At 54.7% G+C, this 19,210-nt stretch carries 19 protein-coding genes; 8 read left to right on the top strand and 11 right to left on the bottom strand.

Annotated elements, in window-relative coordinates; translation table 11 throughout:
* Window positions 1-123 precede the first annotated feature (123 nt).
* On the top strand, window positions 124-1,281 hold the full coding sequence (gene ompC, locus K7B04_RS16360; RefSeq protein WP_065358171.1) for a porin OmpC: 1,158 nt from the start codon (window positions 124-126) through the stop codon (window positions 1,279-1,281).
* A 40-nt stretch (window positions 1,282-1,321) separates the two neighbouring features.
* On the opposite strand, the gene K7B04_RS16355 is transcribed toward ompC, so the two are convergent.
* From K7B04_RS16355 to K7B04_RS16345, 3 genes are read right to left on the bottom strand one after another with little or no spacing between them, the layout of a single operon-like run.
* Entirely contained in the window at window positions 1,322-1,606 is a 285-nt protein-coding gene (locus tag K7B04_RS16355) for a heavy metal-associated domain-containing protein (protein ID WP_064545815.1), read from the bottom strand.
* On the bottom strand, window positions 1,603-1,959 hold the full coding sequence (locus K7B04_RS16350; protein ID WP_157093548.1) for a hypothetical protein: 357 nt from the start codon (window positions 1,957-1,959) through the stop codon (window positions 1,603-1,605). The genes K7B04_RS16355 and K7B04_RS16350 overlap by 4 nt, the downstream gene beginning before the upstream one ends.
* On the bottom strand, window positions 1,937-3,082 hold the full coding sequence (locus K7B04_RS16345) for a transglutaminase family protein (RefSeq protein ID WP_223802515.1): 1,146 nt from the start codon (window positions 3,080-3,082) through the stop codon (window positions 1,937-1,939). Before K7B04_RS16345 ends, K7B04_RS16350 begins: the two co-directional genes overlap by 23 nt.
* Before the next feature lie 493 nt (window positions 3,083-3,575).
* On the opposite strand from K7B04_RS16345, the gene K7B04_RS16340 reads away from it, so the two are divergent.
* Window positions 3,576-5,285: a penicillin-binding transpeptidase domain-containing protein gene (locus tag K7B04_RS16340; protein ID WP_167575997.1), complete on the top strand. Its 1,710-nt coding sequence runs from the start codon at window positions 3,576-3,578 to the stop codon at window positions 5,283-5,285.
* Between the two features lie 23 nt (window positions 5,286-5,308).
* Here the strand turns inward: K7B04_RS16340 and K7B04_RS16335 are convergent, their stop codons facing one another.
* Complete coding sequence (locus tag K7B04_RS16335) at window positions 5,309-6,214, bottom strand: alpha/beta hydrolase (protein ID WP_223802514.1); 906 nt, start codon at window positions 6,212-6,214, stop codon at window positions 5,309-5,311.
* Window positions 6,215-6,504: 290 nt separating this feature from the next.
* Between K7B04_RS16335 and K7B04_RS16330 the strand changes: the two genes are divergently transcribed.
* From K7B04_RS16330 to K7B04_RS16320, 3 genes are read left to right on the top strand one after another with little or no spacing between them, the layout of a single operon-like run.
* Entirely contained in the window at window positions 6,505-7,572 is a 1,068-nt protein-coding gene (locus K7B04_RS16330; RefSeq protein WP_223802513.1) for an ABC transporter substrate-binding protein, read from the top strand.
* Window positions 7,559-8,566 carry an iron ABC transporter permease gene (locus K7B04_RS16325; protein WP_223802512.1) on the top strand — a complete coding sequence of 336 codons (1,008 nt, stop codon included), beginning with the start codon at window positions 7,559-7,561 and terminating at the stop codon, window positions 8,564-8,566. The genes K7B04_RS16330 and K7B04_RS16325 overlap by 14 nt, the downstream gene beginning before the upstream one ends.
* Complete coding sequence (locus K7B04_RS16320) at window positions 8,563-9,321, top strand: ABC transporter ATP-binding protein (RefSeq protein ID WP_223802511.1); 759 nt, start codon at window positions 8,563-8,565, stop codon at window positions 9,319-9,321. Before K7B04_RS16325 ends, K7B04_RS16320 begins: the two co-directional genes overlap by 4 nt.
* Here K7B04_RS16320 and K7B04_RS16315 read toward each other — a convergent pair.
* From K7B04_RS16315 to K7B04_RS16300, 4 genes are all read right to left on the bottom strand, one after another.
* A complete protein-coding gene (locus tag K7B04_RS16315; RefSeq protein WP_223802510.1) occupies window positions 9,296-10,036 on the bottom strand; it encodes a substrate-binding domain-containing protein in 741 nt (246 codons plus the stop codon). The two genes, K7B04_RS16320 and K7B04_RS16315, sit on opposite strands and share 26 nt — an antisense overlap.
* 67 nt (window positions 10,037-10,103) lie before the next feature.
* Window positions 10,104-10,940 carry a ThiF family adenylyltransferase gene (locus tag K7B04_RS16310; RefSeq protein ID WP_223802509.1) on the bottom strand — a complete coding sequence of 279 codons (837 nt, stop codon included), beginning with the start codon at window positions 10,938-10,940 and terminating at the stop codon, window positions 10,104-10,106.
* Window positions 10,930-12,279: an MFS transporter gene (locus tag K7B04_RS16305; RefSeq protein ID WP_223802508.1), complete on the bottom strand. Its 1,350-nt coding sequence runs from the start codon at window positions 12,277-12,279 to the stop codon at window positions 10,930-10,932. The genes K7B04_RS16310 and K7B04_RS16305 overlap by 11 nt, the downstream gene beginning before the upstream one ends.
* A gap of 90 nt (window positions 12,280-12,369) precedes the next feature.
* On the bottom strand, window positions 12,370-14,220 hold the full coding sequence (locus K7B04_RS16300; RefSeq protein WP_223802507.1) for a sugar phosphate isomerase/epimerase and 4-hydroxyphenylpyruvate domain-containing protein: 1,851 nt from the start codon (window positions 14,218-14,220) through the stop codon (window positions 12,370-12,372).
* A gap of 133 nt (window positions 14,221-14,353) precedes the next feature.
* Here K7B04_RS16300 and K7B04_RS16295 point away from each other — a divergent pair, with 133 nt between their 5' ends.
* On the top strand, window positions 14,354-14,992 hold the full coding sequence (locus K7B04_RS16295) for a TetR family transcriptional regulator (RefSeq protein WP_223802506.1): 639 nt from the start codon (window positions 14,354-14,356) through the stop codon (window positions 14,990-14,992).
* Between the two features lie 8 nt (window positions 14,993-15,000).
* Here K7B04_RS16295 and fumD read toward each other — a convergent pair whose 3' ends face one another.
* The gene (gene fumD, locus K7B04_RS16290; RefSeq protein ID WP_163447408.1) at window positions 15,001-15,216 is read right to left on the bottom strand and encodes a fumarate hydratase FumD; all 216 of its coding nucleotides are present in this window, start codon (window positions 15,214-15,216) and stop codon (window positions 15,001-15,003) included.
* Between the two features lie 465 nt (window positions 15,217-15,681).
* Between fumD and pykF the strand changes: the two genes are divergently transcribed.
* Both pykF and K7B04_RS16280 read left to right on the top strand, forming a co-directional pair.
* Window positions 15,682-17,094: a pyruvate kinase PykF gene (gene pykF / locus K7B04_RS16285; protein WP_163447407.1), complete on the top strand. Its 1,413-nt coding sequence runs from the start codon at window positions 15,682-15,684 to the stop codon at window positions 17,092-17,094.
* A gap of 311 nt (window positions 17,095-17,405) precedes the next feature.
* Complete coding sequence (locus K7B04_RS16280) at window positions 17,406-17,642, top strand: major outer membrane lipoprotein (protein WP_002908860.1); 237 nt, start codon at window positions 17,406-17,408, stop codon at window positions 17,640-17,642.
* A 63-nt stretch (window positions 17,643-17,705) separates the two neighbouring features.
* On the opposite strand, the gene K7B04_RS16275 is transcribed toward K7B04_RS16280, so the two are convergent.
* Both K7B04_RS16275 and sufE read right to left on the bottom strand, forming a co-directional pair.
* Entirely contained in the window at window positions 17,706-18,680 is a 975-nt protein-coding gene (locus K7B04_RS16275) for a L,D-transpeptidase family protein (RefSeq protein ID WP_163447406.1), read from the bottom strand.
* Window positions 18,681-18,790: 110 nt separating this feature from the next.
* Window positions 18,791-19,207 carry a cysteine desulfuration protein SufE gene (gene sufE, locus K7B04_RS16270; protein WP_163447405.1) on the bottom strand — a complete coding sequence of 139 codons (417 nt, stop codon included), beginning with the start codon at window positions 19,205-19,207 and terminating at the stop codon, window positions 18,791-18,793.
* Between the last annotated feature and the right edge of the window lie 3 nt (window positions 19,208-19,210).

Raw genomic sequence — 19,210 nt, 5'->3', positions numbered from 1 at the left:
CCTTTAGATTTTACTCATGCTGTAACAAATGTTATTTACCATATCAGATTCGTCTCTATTAGCATGACTGTGCTTTCTTAGTCAGAAAGTGCGCGTATAAAAAATACTAAAGGAATATATTCAATGAACAGAAAAGTACTGGCCCTCGTTATTCCTGCCCTGTTAGCCGCAGGCGCAGCTCATGCCGCAGAAGTTTATAATAAAGACGGCAACAAATTAGATCTCTACGGTAAAGTAGATGGTCTGCACTACTTCTCCAGCGATTCCTCTAAAGACGGTGATCAGACTTATGTCCGTATGGGTATCAAAGGCGAAACTCAGATTAATGATATGCTGACTGGTTACGGCCAGTGGGAATATAACGTTCAGGCAAACTCTACTGAAGGTGATGGCGCGAACAACTGGACCCGTCTGGCATTTGCAGGTCTGAAATTCGGCGATTACGGTTCATTCGACTACGGTCGTAACTACGGCGTGCTGTACGACGTTGAAGGCTGGACAGATATGCTGCCAGAGTTCGGTGGCGACTCCTACACTCAGACTGATAACTACATGACTAGTCGTGCTAACGGTGTTGCTACTTACCGTAACACTGATTTCTTCGGTCTGGTTGATGGTCTGAATTTTGCTCTGCAGTATCAGGGTAAAAACGAAGGCCGTAGCAATAATGATATTAACCAAGGCACTAACAACCGCGGTACTGATGAGAAAGATACTCGTTATGATAATGGCGACGGTTTTGGTGTATCAACTTCTTACGATCTGGGGATGGGCTTCAGCGCTGCTGCGGCTTATGCGACTTCCGATCGTACTAACGACCAGGAGCACGGTACTGCAAACTACGCAGGTGGCGATAAAGCCGATGCATGGACTGCTGGTCTGAAGTATGATGCTAACAACATCTACCTGGCAACTATGTACTCCGAAACTCGCAACATGACGCCTTATGGTAGTGTTGATAGTAATAATGGCGGTGGCATTGCAAACAAAACTCAGAACTTTGAAGTTACTGCGCAATACCAATTCGATTTCGGTCTGCGCCCAGCAATCTCTTATCTCCAGTCCAAAGGCAAAGATCTTTACAATGCTGACGGAAGTGCTGTAGGAGATAAAGATCTGGTTAAATACATGGACATCGGTGCGACATATTATTTCAACAAAAATATGTCTACCTATGTTGACTACAAGATCAACCTGCTTGATGGAAATGATAACTTCTACCAGCAGAACGGTATTTCAACTGACAACATTACCGCAGTCGGTATTGTTTACCAGTTCTAATACGATTAAAAAACCCGCCGTCATGGCGGGTTTTCTTTATTTACTGCACCACGCTTTCGCCGTGGATTTCCCCTTTAAATCCGGTTTTAGCAATCGCCGCTAATAACCGCTGATTATCAAAATTCTCCGGCACCACCACTTCCGCCTGACGCGTTTTCAGCGAAGCTTTCGCCTTAATGACGCCATCGGTGCTGCGCAGCGCCTGGTTAATGGAAATCACGCACAGCGGGCAGTTCATTTCGCCGACATCAATGGTGACCAATTTATCGGCCGCCCAGCCCAGTGGCGTAAACATCAGTAACGCCAGACACACGGCTTTTTTCATTCCATCCACTCCCAGATCCAGGGTAATACATAAGGATAGGTAATCAAGGCCAGCACTAACGGCACCGCCAGCCAATACAACCACACCAGCACCCGACGGCTTACGACGTTAACGCATACCGGTTTCGACGACAGATGCAGACGCCAGAATCCGCGCGCCATCAGACCAACGGCGACAATAATCATCGGGATTTGCAGCCAGGACGCCCCCGGAATACCCACCAGCCCGGCAGCGGAAACCCCAAACACCAGATACAGTAGCGGCCCAATGCAGCACAGCGTTGACGCGCCCGCGGCTACGATCGCCGCGAGCAACGTTAACACGCCGCCCTTAATGCTGTTCGACGCTGACATAGTCGTAGCTAAACGCAGCTGGGTCGTAGAAATTCAGCGGATCGCCGTCGACTTCTGCATACGGATAGCCCAGGTTATTCACGTCACCTTGCTCCGCGGCTGGCGACAGTGCGAAATCACGCGCGTGGTTGAATCCCACCCAGTTCATTTCCCAGTTACCAAACAGATAATCGTTCACCGCGGTGACCGCCGGGTCGCCATTCTCTTTTTTCTCTGTCAGACGCATTTTGGTCACGTCTGCCGGGTCTGCTGGCATCCAGCCGAAACCGGCTAACCAGAACATCGCGCGACAGTGTTGACCGCCGCTGATTTTGGCCACGCCTTTATCGTCGGCGCTGCCAAATGCTTTCGTGGAGTATTGATTAAGCTTGCGGCTCGCGCCTAAACGGATGCCAAACATTTCACGTGCCGGAATGCCGACCGCACGGCACAGTGCGACAAACACCGAGTTAATGTCGGTGCATTTGCCACCGAGCTTGCCGGTTTTCAGGATCTCCCCGACATCGCCGGTTCCGCAACCTATGACCGCGTCATCACGATGCATATGGGTGCTGACCCAGTCATGAATCAGACGCGCCTGTTTCAGCGGCGCTTTTTCGTTGCCGATAATTTTCAGCGCGGTCTCTTTCACCAGCCCATCCACCGGAATATGCGCCGTCGCCTGCAGGAAAGGTTTAATCTCATCGGGGATCACCGCCCCTTCCTCCGGCAACTGCCAGTCAGTGAGACGATTGTCTTTCAACACTTCCCAGTCGCGGGTTTCAATTTCCATCTCCACGTTAATATTCAGCGGTCCGTTTGAGGCCGGCCACGTCACGTACAGTACTTTCGCGCCATAGCGATTATTGGCATTCAGCGTGGCACTTTGATAGTTGCCGCTGAAGGAGAGATTGATCAGTTGCTGGAAGGCGGTCTCTTCCGGGATGGGGATCCACAAATTCACCTTCCCGGAAGAGCCTTCCGGTGCCTTCAGGCTATAGGTTTGGGTCATAATGAAGCGGCGGTATTTGCCGGAAGATGAGACAGCAGGCTGAGCCTGCGTTTCTGTTTTAGCAAAAACCGGGCTCACCAGACCCAGCGTTGAGAGGGCTGCAGCACCTTTCAGGAAGTTACGCCTTTGCATTGTGTATCCTTCATCACCAGAAAAAGCTGGCGCTTAACCCCGCACCTGCGGAGGTTGGCCGCTATTATGCGGCCATGTATTCATCACCACAATGAATAAGAGGCCATAAAATCCCTTATGGTTAAAATGTCTCAGGCCAGAACAGCATGATGTTATAAAAATGATAAAAACGGAGGCCTACAGATTATTCTGATTAACGCCTTTTCATAACATAAATATCCATATGATTTCTGCGGTAAATTATCTCGTTACCGGCTCATGCTTGTCGCTATTCTTCACGATTTACCCCCTGATTTGCTGAGCATACCGCGCACGAATAAGCCCGTGATAATGAAATAATATGTTAACTTAATGGCTTGTTATCAATAGCATTAGCTGTAAACTGTTTCGCGAAGTCGCCTGTAAATGGGTATTTATATTGCATTAATGCGGCCATCGATAAATCTCGGCCGGTGGGCAATTTATTATAAAAAATAAAAATTCATGTGGTTTTATGTTACAAATGAAAAGAAAATCAACAGAAAAACAAAATAAAGACTCATTTATTACGTCTCGTTACACAATAATTTGTCTGGGCATCCTTGGCTGCCTGGGGGTTTTATTGGTTAGAGTCGCCGACCTGCAATTTTTAAATCACCCTATGCTGGCAAAAGAGGCCGATCAGCGTTCACTGCGCACCGTCGTGTTGCCGACAAACCGCGGCACGCTGGTCGACCGCGATGGCGAGGCGCTCGCCATGAGCGTCCCGTCACGTGACGTTGTGGTCGATCCGGTCAAAATTGTTGAGGCCAGTCCGAATTTCCGCGATGCAAAATGGCAATATCTCGCTTCCGCGTTGAATACCACCCCCGATCAAATTGCGAACAAAATTTATCAGAATGCGCACCGTCATTTTCTATTCCTGGGACGCAAAGTTGAGCTTGGGATTGCGAAAGATATCGCCGATCTGCATATAAAAGGTATCAGCGAGGTGTATGACGACAGTCGTTTCTACCCAATGGGGGAAGCGGCAGCGCCTTTAATCGGCATTGTGGGGGCCGATAATAATGGCCTGAACGGCGTAGAACGTGGCTACGATTCTATTTTACAGGGCGAACCGGGCAAGGAAATTTATCGTAAAGACGCTAATGGCGGTATTATTAACGTCCTCGATTATGACGCGCCAAAACAGCCGCCAACCGTTCAACTCAGCATTGATAAATTTGACCAATATACGCTGTACAGCAAACTGCGCGACGGCGTGCTGCTGAATAAAGCGGACTCAGGCGCGGCGGTGCTGGTCAAAATTGATACCGGTGAGATCCTGGCTATGGCTTCTTACCCCTCGTACAACCCCAACAATTTCGATAACGCCACACAAACGCAAATGCGTGATGTGGCGATTAACGACAGTTTCGAACCCGGTTCCACGGTCAAGCCGTTGGTGATTATCGAGGGGCTGGAGAGAAACATTATTCAGCCAAATACGTTACTGGATACCACCCCTTATCGCGTCAATGGCCATCTGATTCGCGACGTGGGTCATTGGCCACAGCTTACGCCAACCGGTATTCTGCAAAAATCGAGCGATATCGGCGTTTCTCATATTGCGCTGGCGATGCCGGCACAGGCGCTGGTTGATACCTATCAGGCGTTCGGTCTCGGCAAACCCACTGGCCTGGGGCTTAGCGGGGAAAGCGTAGGCTATTTTCCGCTGCACCGTCGGCAGTGGGCCGATATTGAACGCGCGACCTTCTCCTTCGGCTACGGATTGCGCGTCACGCCGCTGCAGATAGCCCGCGAATACGCCACCCTGGGTTCGTTTGGGGTCTATCGCCCCCTGTCGATCACCAAAGTGACCCCGCCGGTAATGGGCCAGCAGGTGGCCGATCCGTCGATCGTTAAAACCGTGGTACATATGATGGAAAGCGACGTGCTTCCCGGCGGCAGCGGCGTGCGGGCGGCGGTGCCGGGGTATCGGTTGGCGACCAAAACAGGGACCGCTGAAAAACTGGGCGATAGCGGCAAGTATGACGGCGGCTATGTGAACTACACAGCAGGCGTCGCGCCGGTTAGTCACCCGGAAGTCGCACTGGTCGTGGTCGTTAACAACCCCACTGCCGGTACTCACTTCGGCGGTTCCGTCGCGGCGCCGATTTTCGGCAACATCATGGGGCCGGTATTGAAGAATATGAATATCGCGCCGGACGCGCTGATACAGTAGGCCCCCAAATTTGGCTGCGGTGTTTATCGTTCCCGCAGCCATTTTTCATACTGCTCAGGCCACGCGAGAGTTTGGGTTCCAGCCCTGCCCATCCCAAAACCATGTCCCCCGGAAGGATAACGATGCATTTCTACCGATACGCCTGCACGGAGGCAGGCCGTCTGTAAAATTAAGGTGTTGTGCGGATCGGACACCGAATCATCTTCCGCCTGAACCAGAAACATCGACGGAGTCGTTGGCGTCACGTAATGTTGTACTGACCAGGCGGCATCCTGCGCCTGCGTCGCATTCTTCCCCACCAATACCCGATGCGTTGAAGTGTGGCTGTAAGGTTTCTCCAGCGTCACGATGGGATAAATCAGCGCCGCGCCATCAGCTCGCGCCGGTAGGCTGTCCAGCGCATCAAGCGGCGTATAGCTGCGCTCTTCAGCGCGCGTTGCCGCCATTCCCAACAGATGCCCTCCGGCGGAAAATCCCAGCACGCTCACCCGCTTCTCCCGCTGACGGATGATGCGCAACGCCCGCTGGGCATCCTGTAAAGCAACGCGAGAGCCGTCGTGCCAGCCTTCTCCCGGCAGGCGGTAGCTGAGTATATAAGCGGTATAACCTCGGGCTACCAACCAGCGCGCGGCGGGCCAGCCCTCCTTCGCCATCTCAACGCGGGTATAACCACCGCCCGGTGCGACCAGCACGCCGCGCCCATTCGCCCTGAACGGCGTCAGAATCGTGAGGAAGGGAACGGCAATATGACGCTGCGCCCCATGCACACTCAGTTGCACTGACCCCGTTGGACCGCCGCCGCCGGGCGGAATTCCCGGCCATAGTGGCAGCATCTCTGTCGAGACGTCTGAAGGCGTGGATAAAGACAGCCCCGCCCTCGCCGCCAACAGCGTGGCACTCAAACCGAGAAGAAATTGACGACGCCGCATAGTGTCACTCTGACGCGAAAAGAGTTTTCAGTTAAGCAGATAAATAAGAGGGAAAAATGAAGACTGTCGGGCTAAATTCTAAAAAAAAACCTCGAGCTGTAGATTTATACAGAATCTTCATTGCCAGGGTTCTACGCACCGCTATAGGAATGCGGTAATCCCCTGCGGCTCTTTTCGTCGCTGGGTATTTTCTCATAAGCCATTCGGGGTAATCCGCCCACAGGATTTGCATTTTTCTTCGTTATATAATCAAATATACATCGATTATTTCCCTCCTTGATGAGCAATGCATGTCTACATTACAACGTTTACTCCTGAGCTTGACGCTGGCCTGTGCCAGTCTGACAGCCGCAACGCCTGCGCTGGCCGAGCGCACCGTCACCGATCAACTTGGTCGCACAGTCACCCTGCCTGATACCGTGAATCGTGTTGTGGTGCTCCAGCACCAGACGCTCAACCTGCTCGTGCAGCTCAACGCCGCCGACGATATCGTCGGCGTATTAAGCAGTTGGAAAAAACAGCTCGGCCCAGAGTTCGCGCGCTTTATGCCCGGCATTGTCAAACTGCCGATGCCCGGCGATCTGACCCAGGTGAATATGGAAAGCCTGCTGGCGCTGCATCCGCAGGTGGTGTTTATCGCCAACTACGCGCCAGCGGCGATGATTCAGCAGATAACGAACGCCGGGATCCCGGTAGTAGCCATTTCTCTGCGCCAGGACGCGGCGGGTGAGAAAAACAAAATGAATCCCTCGATGGCCAATGAGGAACAGGCTTACAACGACGGGCTCAAGCAAGGTATTCGGCTGATTGGCGAAGTGGTCAACCGCACCGCCCAGGCGGATGCATTGATAGACTACACCTTTGCCGCACGCGACCGATTTAACGCGCCGGTCGCGGATATTCCGGCGGCGGAAAAAGTGCGTGTTTATATGGCCAATCCGGACCTGAACACCTACGGTTCCGGTAAATACACCGGCCTGATGATGCAACATGCCGGAGCGATGAACGTCGCCGCCGCCACGGTAAAAGGCGCGCGTCAGGTTTCGCTGGAACAGGTATTACAGTGGAATCCACAGGTGATTTTCGTGCAGGACCGTTATCCCGAGGTGGTCAAACAGATCGTCAACGACCCGCAGTGGCAAGGCATTGACGCGGTGAAAAATCATCGCGTGTGGCTGATGCCGGAATACGCGAAAGCTTGGGGCTACCCCATGCCGGAAGCATTAGCCATAGGCGAACTGTGGATGGCGAAAAAGCTCTACCCGGAACGCTATAAAGATATTGATGTCGACGCGCAGGCCCAGGATTACTACCAACGCTTTTATCGTACCGACTGGCAGCCAAATGCGCATCAGTAGTCACGCCAAAACGATACAGGGTGGCCTGATGCTGCTCACTCTGGCTGTGGCGGTGTCTTCTCTCTGTCTGGGTCAATACAAGCTGTCAATAGGCCAGGTGCTGGCTCAGTTTGCTCAGCCGCATAATACGTTAGCGATCGCCCATCAGATTGTCTGGGACATTCGCCTACCGCGTATTTTGCTCGCCCTGCTGGCCGGCGGCGCGCTTGGCCTGTGCGGTGCCACCTTACAGGGCGTATTCCAGAACCCGCTGGTGGATCCGCACATTATCGGCGTCACCTCCGGCTCCGCGTTTGGTGGGACGTTGGCAATTCTGCTCGGGCTGAGTATGCCGCTGATGATGGCAACCACTTTCTTCTTTGGTCTACTGGCGCTGATGCTGGTGTATCTGCTGGCAGCACTTCAGGGTCGAGAGAACACGCTGGTACTGATTCTCGCGGGGATCGTGCTCAGCGGTTTCTTTGCCGCGCTGGTCAGCCTGATGCAGTACCTGTCAGATACTGAAGAAGTCCTCCCCAACATTGTCTTTTGGCTGTTGGGCAGTTTCGCGACCGCCAACTGGCACAAAGTCCTGTTGTTGACCCTTCCAGTGATCGCCGCCGCACTGGTGCTGTACCGGCTGCGTTGGCGCATCAACCTGCTGTCGCTGGACGACAAAGATGCCCGCGCGCTGGGCGTCAGCGTCACCGCGCTGCGCCGCGGCGTACTGCTCTGCTGCGCACTGCTGGTTGCCGCGCAGGTGGCGGTCAGCGGCAGTATTGCCTGGGTGGGGCTGGTGATCCCGCATCTGGCGCGGATGCTCTGCGGTGCCGATAATCGTCGTTTGCTCCCCTGTGCCTTCTGGATGGGGGCCTGTTTTATGATTGTGGTCGATGACCTCGCCCGCACGCTGACCGCCGCCGAGATTCCCATAGGGATCATTACCGCGCTGGTCGGCGCCCCCTTATTTGCCGTGATGCTGGTACGGGCCAGCCGTAAAGGGATGCTGAAATGACGCCGACGCTAACGCTATCGCAGCTGGAATATGGTCATCAGTCTGCGCTGTTTACGCCGCTGAACCTGCATTGCCAGCCCGGTGAGATATGGGCAGTCCTTGGCGCCAACGGTCGCGGTAAAAGTACCTTACTCGATACCATTACCGGCGTTTTACCGGCGCTTGCTGGCAGCGTGAAGGCCTCCGGCGGAGTGGGGATCGTGCCGCAGTCATTCCGTCCGGCCTTCGCCTGGCGGGTAAAAGAGGTGGTGCTGATGGGGCGTGCGCGACATATCGCCCTTTTCGCTCAGCCGCAGAAAGAAGATGAACGTCAGGTGCTTGATGCGCTGGCACAGCTAAATATCGCTGACCTGGCCGAGACGCTATTCAGCACCCTCTCTGGCGGCCAGCAGCAACTGGTGATGATCGCCCGCGCGCTGGTCGGCGCCAGTCAGAATATCCTGTTGGATGAACCCTGTTCAGCACTGGACCTGGGCAATCAGCAAACGGTATTACAGCTGATTAGCGATCTGTCACACAACCAGTCGCGCACGGTGATGTTTACCACGCACGATCCCACGCATGCGCTACAGGTCGCCAGCCACACGTTGCTGCTGATGCCGGGCAACCAGTGGTTGGCCGGGCCAACGCCGGAGGTGGTGCAGGAAGCGAATCTCCAGCATGCTTACGGCGTGCAGGTTCGTCGGCTCCAGCTTGAGGGTTATCCGTCTCCGGTGGTGACGCCGCTCTTTAGCATTCGTCGCCCGGCGACATAAACCCGGCGTCGCGTAAACAGCGGTGCCCCTCTTCACCGAGGATAAACCGGCAGAACGAGTGCGCGGCGTCACTTTCATCCAGCAGTGTCAGGTAGTATTCACAGCAGATGTTCCACGGCGCAGGAATCGTCACACAACGTATTTCTGCCTGATTCGCCAGTGCCGCCGCATAGTGCGCATAGCCGATAAACAGATCGGCGTGCCCTTCATCAATTAACCACCGACTGGCGATGACGCCGTTCGGTAGCCTGAGCGAATCGCGGCCGCCAACCAGCGGTATCGCGCGCTGTTTTAGCGCGTGGCCCAATCCAGGATGGCTCTGTTCAATACGCTCAAACAGCTGCCACGTATAGTCGCCGGAAGGATCGCACTGCGGTGTGGAGGTTCCCAGCCGCAGCGTTGTATCCGCCAGCAGCTCCAGCCACGTTTTCCCCGTCGTCTGCGGCGTATTTCGAACAGTCAACATCAGCGTGTTACGGGCGAACAGATGGAGACCGCGGGCGCGCCCCGCAGCACAAAGCGTTTGCGGATGCTGACGGTTCGCCGAGGCAAACAGCGAGCACCGCTCGCCATTCTCGATCCGTTCACGCAGAAGCCCCGCCGGGCCAAAAACCAGCGAAACCGGAATACCGGTCTGCACGGTAAACGCCGCCTGGAGGGGAATCAATGCGCGGCGAAGGCTTCCCGCCGCCATCAGTGTCAATGTGGAGTGCATAAGCGCAAGGTCATAGCCCGAACATAAGCGTTATATTATCCGGGCTATTACGCTATTGACCAGCACTTTAGTAGCGAATTTCAGCCAGCGCCTGCAGTTGCTCCGGCGTCGCCACCGGCAGATGGAAGAAGTCCAGGTAGGCCGGGATCATTTCAAACAGCATATCGGTACCTCGCTGCACCGGGCAGCCGCGGGCCATCGCCGCCTGTAGCAACGGTGTGTATTCCTGCTTCATCACCACCTCGCCGACAAATGTCCCTGCATCAAGACGTTCGACATTCAGCGGGAGCGGATCGCCGGGCGACATACCAAGCGGCGTTGCGTTGACCACCAGCGAATGCCCCGCCGGATCGCTCGCCATCACCGTCAGCTTCAGTTGCGGATAGTGCGCGAGCAAACGATCGGCCAGCGCCTGCGCCGCGCTTTCTCGGGCATCCACCAACGTCAATGCGCTAACGCCTGCCGATGCGAGCGAGGCGGCAATCGCTGACCCCACGCCGCCGCTGCCCACCACCAGCGCTCGCGCGCCAGTAGTGCGAAACCCCTTGCGCTGAATACCGCGCACAAAGCCGTCGCCATCAAACATATCGCCGGTCAGCGAACCGTCGGCTTCCCGGCGAATCGCGTTGCAGGCTCCGGCAATCTGCGCGGTGGGGCTCATCCGGTCGACCAGTTCGCAGGTGGCGATTTTATGCGGCATGGTCACCAGCGCCCCCGCGATGTTGGTGAGTGAAAACAGCGTGGGGATCAGCGCCGCATAGTCTTCCGGCTTCACCCCCATCGGCACCACTTTGACATCCACGCCCTGGTCGGCAAACCAGGGGTTGTAGATCATCGGCGCTTTAAAACTTTCAGTTGGATAACCCAAATGAGCAATTAACCGCGTATGCCCACTAATTTGCATGTGTCCCCTCCTGCACAGGCAGATCCAGTTCGATGCGCTTCACGTCACCGAGAATAAACACATACGCCACCACGCCGAGCAGCGCCGCGCCGCCGATGTAAACCAGGGCGTAGAAGAAATTGCCAAAGGCGGCAACGATAAAACCGATCACCAGCGGCGTGAGAATACCCGCCAGATTGGCGCAGAAGTTAAACAACCCGCCGGTCAAGCCGCCCAATCCTTTTGGCGCCATGTCGGAAATTAAGGTCCAGCCAAGGCCGACCATCCCCTGCCCGAAGAAGGCAAACGACATGACCAGGATCACCGCCGTGTCGCTCGAAAGCCAGTTGGCGCTGATAATGCTGCTCGCCATCAGCAGGCCGGCGATAATCGGCAGCTTACGGCCCAGATTGGCGCTGCCGGTCGCTTTCAGCAATTTGTCAGACACCCAACCGCCGAACATCACGCCGCCCGCCGCCGCCAGGAATGGCAGAATGGCAAAGAAGCCAACCTTCAGCCATGGCATATGACGTTCGGTAGCCAGATAGGTCGGGAACCAGGTCAGGAAAAACACCAGCACGGTATTGCCCGCAAACTGACCAATACTGGCACCAATAATCTGCCGTTTGCGCAACAGCTGGCGGACCAGCGGCCAGCTAAAGGCTTTACGCTGCTCGGCGCCGGTGGTCATGCCGCCGCCCGCGGTGATGTACTCGCGCTCCTGCTGACTCAGACGGCGGTCCTCATGCGGTTCGCGATAGTGACGCCACCAGACCAGCGCAAACAGCAGCCCGACCACGCCAACGGTAATAAACAGCGTGCGCCAGCCAAAACCATCCATGATCCAGAACAGCAGCGGCGCGAAGCAGGCCAGTCCGAGATATTCACCAACGGTATAAACGGCGGTCGCTTTTGCGCGCTCGTGTTGCGGAAACCACGCGCTGACCACCCGGCTATTGACCGGAAAGCACGGCGCTTCGCTGACGCCAAGGCCAAAACGGCACAGCAGCAGCGTTTTCAGCCCCACGGCGAAACCGTGGAACAGCGTGAACAGCGACCAGAAGCTAAGGGCCAGGAAATAGGTCACCTTATTACCAAACCGGTCGAGGAACATACCGCCCGGAATTTGCGCCAGCGCATAGGTCCAGGCAAAGGCGGAAAAGACAATCCCCATCACCGCCGCGCTGATACCCAGCTCCTGAGTGAGCTGCGGCGCAGCGATGCCCAGCACGGTGCGGTCGAGATAGTTAATCATGGTCCCCACTGCCAGCAGCGCCAGAATACCAATGCGCCGCCGGGAGCGGGGTACCGCGTTAACCGCCTCAGCGGTAGCCACGCGATTTTGGCCGAGTGAGTTCATAGTGTTTACCTGTCGTTGTCGAGTGCAGATGAAAGTTTATAGTTATGGTCTGTCCTTCGCCGTTAGCGTACCGGGTGGTACATCTTTCCGCTAACGGTACTGCATAGCCGCCAGTCGCACAGCGGCATTGACCGCGCCATATTGCGCGTAGCCGTGGCGTCTTTCGGTTAATTCAAAGAAGAAGCGTCCTTCGCTGAACGGCCAGGTGTAGCGATGTAAAAACTCGCCGCCGGCACCGTCGCGATCGTAGAGAATCTGCTGACGCTGCAAGGTTTCCACCTGGGCCGCGTCGCCGAAGCGCGCCTGTAAATCCTCGTAATAGTTGGCCGGTACCGGCAGCGACAGCGAGGCCGCCAGCGGCTGATTCTCCAGGAAAGTGGGCAGAGCGTCGCTGGCGAACGCCGCATGCTGTAAACCGGCCCCCTGATAACACGCCACCGAGCGGGCAATCTGCGTCGCGCGGCTTTGTGAAATATTCAGCGCCAGGCGCACGTTACCCTGCGGGCTTTGCACCGCCAGGCTGCGCACCAGGCCGTAAGGATCGGGCATGGTCTGCTCATGTTCCAGCGTGAACCCCAGCACCGCACGGAAGAACATCACCCAGTTATCGCGGCTGTCAGCCTCCATACCGAGCGCCAAATGGTCGATACCTAAAAGCTGTCCGTCGGTCGCCGCAGCGGTAAGATTGAAATCCTGCGCGTAGATATCTTTCTCATCATCCACCAGATAAACCAGACTGCCGTCCGGCGCGCACACCGCCGGGATGGTACTCTCATTCGGCCCGACCTCTCCCTGCCAGGTCGCATAGCCGTAAGCTCTGGCGCGGGCGACGATCGGCGCGCTGGCGCTGACGCGCAGAGCCATCGCGCACAGAGAAACGCCGTGGCGTTGATAGAAGTGATCGGCCCAACTGTACGGTTGATAGTTAATAATCACCCGCGCACCGCCGTTGCTCCACAGCGCGACCTGTTTGGAACGGTGCATCCCTGCCAATTGAAAACCCATGCCATTGAGCATGACGCCCAGCTTTTTCGCCTCAGCGGGGCTGGCGGCAAACTCAATAAATTCGATGTCTTTAAAGGTTGGGAGATCGGCTGTGTGAAAGAGTTCGGCGTCGCTTTCTCCCTGCGCGCGGCGGGTTTGCTCCTCCAGCCACAGCAGCGAGCGGTAACCATCTTTCGCCGTCGCGCCGTTCGGTGAGGCGCGGAAACCATCGTTAAAGATTTCCAGCGACCATGGCCCACGGTAGCCTAAGCGGGTCAACTCACGGGTAAATTCCACCAGCGGCAGTTCACCCTGCCCCGGGAAACAGCGGAAATGGCGGCTCCACTCTAGCACGTCCATTTTCATCAATGGTGCGTCGGCGAGCTGGAGGAAAGTGATTTTGTCCATTGGCACTTCGTGCAAGCAGCTAAGATCGTCGCCGAGCGCCAGAATATGGAAGCTGTCGAGCACAATGCCCATCGCCGGGCTATCCACCGCTTTTACCCGCTCCCATGCCTGATACCAGCGGTTTACGTGGGCCCCCCACGCCAGCGCTTCATATCCAATACGGATATTTTCCTGCTCCGCGAGCGTCGCCAGCGCCCGCAGGTCAGCCACCTGCTGTTCGAAATCGGCGGAGCTGTCAGCCTGCACGTTGCTGCACAGCAGCAGCGTGTCGCACCCCAGCTCATGCATCAGCGCAAACTTGCGCTTCGCTCGCGCCAGGTTGGCCGCGAACTGGGCGCGTGTGCCGCCCTCAAAATCGCGAAACGGTTGAAACAGCGTGATTTTGAGCCCCAGATCGTCGGCCATGTTACGGACATCCGCTGGCGTACCGGTATAATAGAGCAAATCGTTTTCGAAGATTTCAACGCCCTGATAACCCGCCGCTGCAATCGCGCTCAGTTTTTCAGGCAGGGTTCCGGAAATGGATACGGTAGCAATAGAACGCAACATAGTTTCACCTGGCTCACGCTGTAACAGTTGCATCGAATATGAATCATTTGGTTCAGTGACGCCAGAATTGGTTGCTAAATTGTGATCATTGTGTGTATTTTTTGTGCACGGTAAAAAATGAACAGGAGTTGTTATGTCAGCCATTGCTCAAGATGATGCACAGTCGCTAAAAACACGGATTTTTACCGCCGCCATTGCGGTGTTCGCCGAACATGGGCTAGCTGGCGCACGCATGGAGCAAATTGCCTCCGAGGCGCAGACCACTAAACGGATGGTGGTTTACTACTTCAAAACCAAAGAGCTGCTGTACCAGGCGGTTCTGCAATATGTTTATTCGCGCATTCGCGAAACGGAACAACAGCTCGGGCTGGAGAACCTGCCGCCGGTCGAGGCGCTGGTACAATTGGTGAAATGGAGCGTTCGCTATCATGTCGAACATGCGGACTTTATGCGGATTATCTGTATGGAGAATATGCAGCGCGGAAAATGGCTGCTGGCTTCCGGCGATTTAAAGCGCCTGAACAAAAGTGCTCTCTCCCTGCTGGAGCAAATTCTGCACCGCGGACAAGAACTCGGGATTTTTCAGCCCGCGCTCGAGGCCCGCGACGTTCATCGGCTCATCAGCAGCTTCAGCTTCTATCAGGTGTCGAACTTCTACAGCTTTAATAGCCTCTATCTTGAAGGTCCGCTTCCGGATATTGATGATGAAGCGCTCATTCGCCATCACAGCGATCTGGCGGTGAAATCGATTCTGCGCTTCGTTATCGCCTAATCAGCGAGTTACGGCTGCCCTGAAAGCGCCGTGACCACTTTTTGCATCGCTTCACGCGTCAGCTCAGCGCGCTGGACCTTATTATTCGCCAGCGCCGTGCGCAACACCCCGGCAATCACAATATGCTTAGGTTCCTGCCCTAAATCGCGCATTTCCAGCACCACTTTGCCCACTACGCGACACATTTCCTGGTATAAAACGTCGTCTTTCGCCTGATTTCCCATCGTTTACGCTCGCTAATTTCCATTAATAATCAATTTATTATTGGTTCGTTTCGCCCAGAAAGCAAATTCGCGCCTGGCAGAATGCGCGAGCAAACCGCGTGTTGCGCATCGCCAGTGTTACATTTTCACAAAAAAATCGTTTTTGTTTTGTTAATTAGCTAGTTTTGTTTTTGAAACAGTGTTTTTATTTTCTTTTTTCGCCATAACATCGTATAATCCGCCGCGTTTCTTTCTTGAATGGTTTCAGCTCATTGGACTACATCAATAAACGATTAAAACATCGCCTTTTTGACTATGCTGAACCTCTAGCACACTTTCCTCTGCACGCTTTTTTTATGTCACCTATTCTTATGGCGTGGCATAGCAACTTTCGTAATACAGGTTTGACTCCGTGGCTGTGCGCGCATGGAGCGAGAATTCAAAATCCTAATCCTTCTCAATCTCAACTTAAAGACTAAGACTGTCATGAAAAAGACCAAAATTGTTTGCACCATCGGGCCGAAAACCGAATCCGAAGAGATGTTAGGCAAAATGCTCGACGCGGGCATGAACGTTATGCGTCTGAACTTCTCCCACGGCGACTATGCTGAACACGGTCAGCGCATCCAGAACCTGCGCAACGTGATGAGCAAAACCGGTAAGAAAGCCGCTATCCTGCTGGATACCAAAGGCCCGGAAATCCGTACTATCAAGCTGGAAGGCGGTAACGACGTTTCCCTGAAAGCTGGCCAGACCTTCACCTTCACCACTGACAAATCTGTTGTCGGTAACAGCGAAATCGTTGCTGTCACCTACGAAGGTTTCACCAAAGATCTGTCCGTTGGTAACACCGTACTGGTTGACGATGGTCTGATCGGTATGGAAGTGACCGCTATCGAAGGTAACAAAGTTATCTGTAAAGTGCTGAACAACGGCGACCTGGGTGAAAACAAAGGCGTTAACCTGCCGGGCGTTTCTATCGCTCTGCCGGCACTGGCTGAGAAAGACAAGCAAGACCTGATCTTCGGTTGCGAGCAGGGCGTTGACTTCGTTGCGGCTTCCTTTATCCGTAAACGTTCTGACGTCGTTGAAATCCGCGAGCACCTGAAGGCGCACGGCGGCGAAAACATCCAGATCATCTCCAAAATCGAAAACCAGGAAGGCCTGAACAACTTCGACGAAATCCTCGAAGCTTCTGACGGCATCATGGTTGCTCGTGGCGACATGGGCGTTGAGATCCCGGTTGAAGAAGTTATCTTCGCGCAGAAGATGATCATCGAAAAATGTATCCGCGCGCGTAAAGTGGTTATCACTGCGACCCAGATGCTGGATTCCATGATCAAGAACCCGCGTCCGACCCGCGCTGAAGCTGGCGACGTGGCTAACGCCATCCTCGACGGTACCGACGCAGTGATGCTGTCCGGCGAATCCGCGAAAGGTAAATACCCGCTGGAAGCGGTCACCATCATGGCAACCATCTGCGAACGTACCGACCGCGTGATGACCAGCCGTCTGGAGTTCAACAACGACAGCCGTAAACTGCGCATCACCGAAGCCGTTTGCCGTGGCGCGGTTGAAACTGCAGAAAAACTGGACGCGCCGCTGATCGTGGTTGCTACCCAGGGCGGTAAATCTGCACGCGCTATCCGTAAATACTTCCCGGATGCCACCATCCTGGCGCTGACCACCAACGAAACCACCGCGCGTCAGCTGGTGCTGAGCAAAGGCGTTGTCGCTCAGGTTGTCAAAGAAATCAACTCTACCGATGATTTCTACCGTCTGGGTAAAGAAGTCGCTGTCGAAAGCGGCCTGGCACAGAAAGGCGACGTAGTTGTGATGGTTTCCGGCGCGCTGGTTCCGAGCGGCACCACCAACACCGCATCCGTGCACGTACTGTAATAATTCACATACTTATTATAGTTTGCCTAAAAAAGCGCCCCTCGGGCGCTTTTTTTATACATTCTGATAACGAAGCTCAATAAATAATCCAATAGGCTGTCACTATTTAAACTTCGATTATCTAAGATGAATCCGATGGAAGTCCTCTGTTTTCACACACTTTTTCCCCGTAAAACCGTAAAGTCGATGCTTCTTTGAGCGAACGATCAAAAATAAGGGAAATCGCATAAAAAAATATTCTCAATATAAAAAAGTTTGTGTAATACTTGTAACGCTACATGGAGATTAACTCAATCTAGAGGGTATTTATAATGAATCGTACTAAACTGGTACTGGGCGCGGTAATCCTGGGTTCTACTCTGCTGGCAGGTTGCTCCAGCAATGCTAAAATCGATCAGCTGTCTTCTGACGTTCAGACTCTGAACGCTAAAGTTGACCAGCTGAGCAACGACGTGAACGCAATGCGTTCCGACGTTCAGGCTGCTAAAGACGACGCAGCTCGTGCTAACCAGCGTCTGGACAACCAGGCTCACTCTTACCGTAAGTAAGAGTTCTGGTAATAAAAATGGCGCACATTGTGCGCCATTTTTTTGCCTGCGATTTACCCTTTCCTACTGCGTCACGGTTTCTGAGGCCACTGTACTATTCTGCGCCGACAGCACCGATGCCGCGCCTTTCCCCTCAGAGACAATCACCGGATACCCGGCACGACGCGACAGCGCGCTTTTCACCTGCCCTTCACTCGCCTGTTCAGCAAACTGCTTGAAGCCCGACGACAAGGTCATCTTCATGGTTTGCGTATCCTGCGCTTCGTTCTGCGACAACGGGCGGTGCACTTCCAGATAACGTGTGCCATTCGGCTCTACCGCATACTTCACTGGCTCATTAATCACCCGCACCGGCGTGCCGCTGCGCACCTGCGCGAACAGCGCCTTGATGTCCGGCGCATTCATGCGAATGCAGCCCGAGCTCACGCGCAGGCCGACGCTATCCGGCGCGTTGGTGCCATGGATGAGATATTCGCCATTACCGTATGCCAGACGCAGCGCATAAAGCCCCAGCGGGTTATTGGGCCCGGCAGGCACGACCGGCGGCAATGTAACGCCACGCTCCAGAGAACGCTTGCGGATACCCGCCGTCGGCGTCCAGGTTGGGTTTGGGATCTTCTGTCCTACCCGAGTCGTCATTTCCGGGGTTTCCAGCCCCTGCAGGCCAATACCAATCGGATAGACCTGTACCTGCTGTTCGCCCGGCGGGAAGTAGTACAGGCGCAGTTCGGCAAGGTTAACCACAATCCCTTCGCGCGGTACGTCCGGCAGCAGCATCTGCGATGGAATGGTCACCACGGTACCGGGACGAGGAACCGGCGCGATCGTATTGTTGGCTTCAAGAATGAGCATCGCCGCCGTATCAAAGCGGCGGGCGATCGCCTGTAGGTTCTTATCCCCCTCCTGAACGGTGTAGGTTTGATTGTGGCCGATTAAACGGCTATTGGCTGGGGGTAATGGGTAGTCGACTGCCCAGGCGCTGGAAATCGCGCTGAGGGCACCTAAAATGCTGAGTGTTAAGAGGGACGCGCGCTTCATATCTGGATTCCTTATTCATATTCACTGACAACATGCCAGAAAGCTGAACCACCAGCGTGGTGAGCTGCTCGCCCACCTTTCGTAACAGAATGAAAGCTGTCTATTTGATATTAGCTAAAACTCGCCGCCTGCGTGCGGATCGCACGAATCATCGCCTCCAGCCCCTGAGAACGCGATGGTGTAAGATGCTGCGCCAGCGCCATTTGTTCAAACCAGGGGCGCACATCAAAGGCCTGTACATCCGCGGCGGTCATCCCATCGTAAAGGATAAAGACGACGGCAATCAACCCCTTAACAATCGCCGCATCGCTATCCCCCTGTAGCGTGATGTGCCCTTGCGCATCGCGCCCCATTACGATCCACACCTGGCTCTGGCATCCCTGAATGATATGCTCCGGGCTATGCTGCTCGGGGCTGAGGGGGGGCAGCCGCTGGCCCAGTTCGATGATATAGAGGTACTTCTCTTCCCAGTTGGCGCAACGGTTGAAATTGCGCAACAGTTTGTCTTTGTCAGGTAAAGCCGCCATGAT

Source organism: Kluyvera sp. CRP (genome assembly GCF_019930565.1).
Classification (GTDB): Bacteria; Pseudomonadota; Gammaproteobacteria; order Enterobacterales; family Enterobacteriaceae; genus Kluyvera; species Kluyvera georgiana_A.
This window is presented reverse-complemented; position numbering and strand designations above follow the sequence as displayed.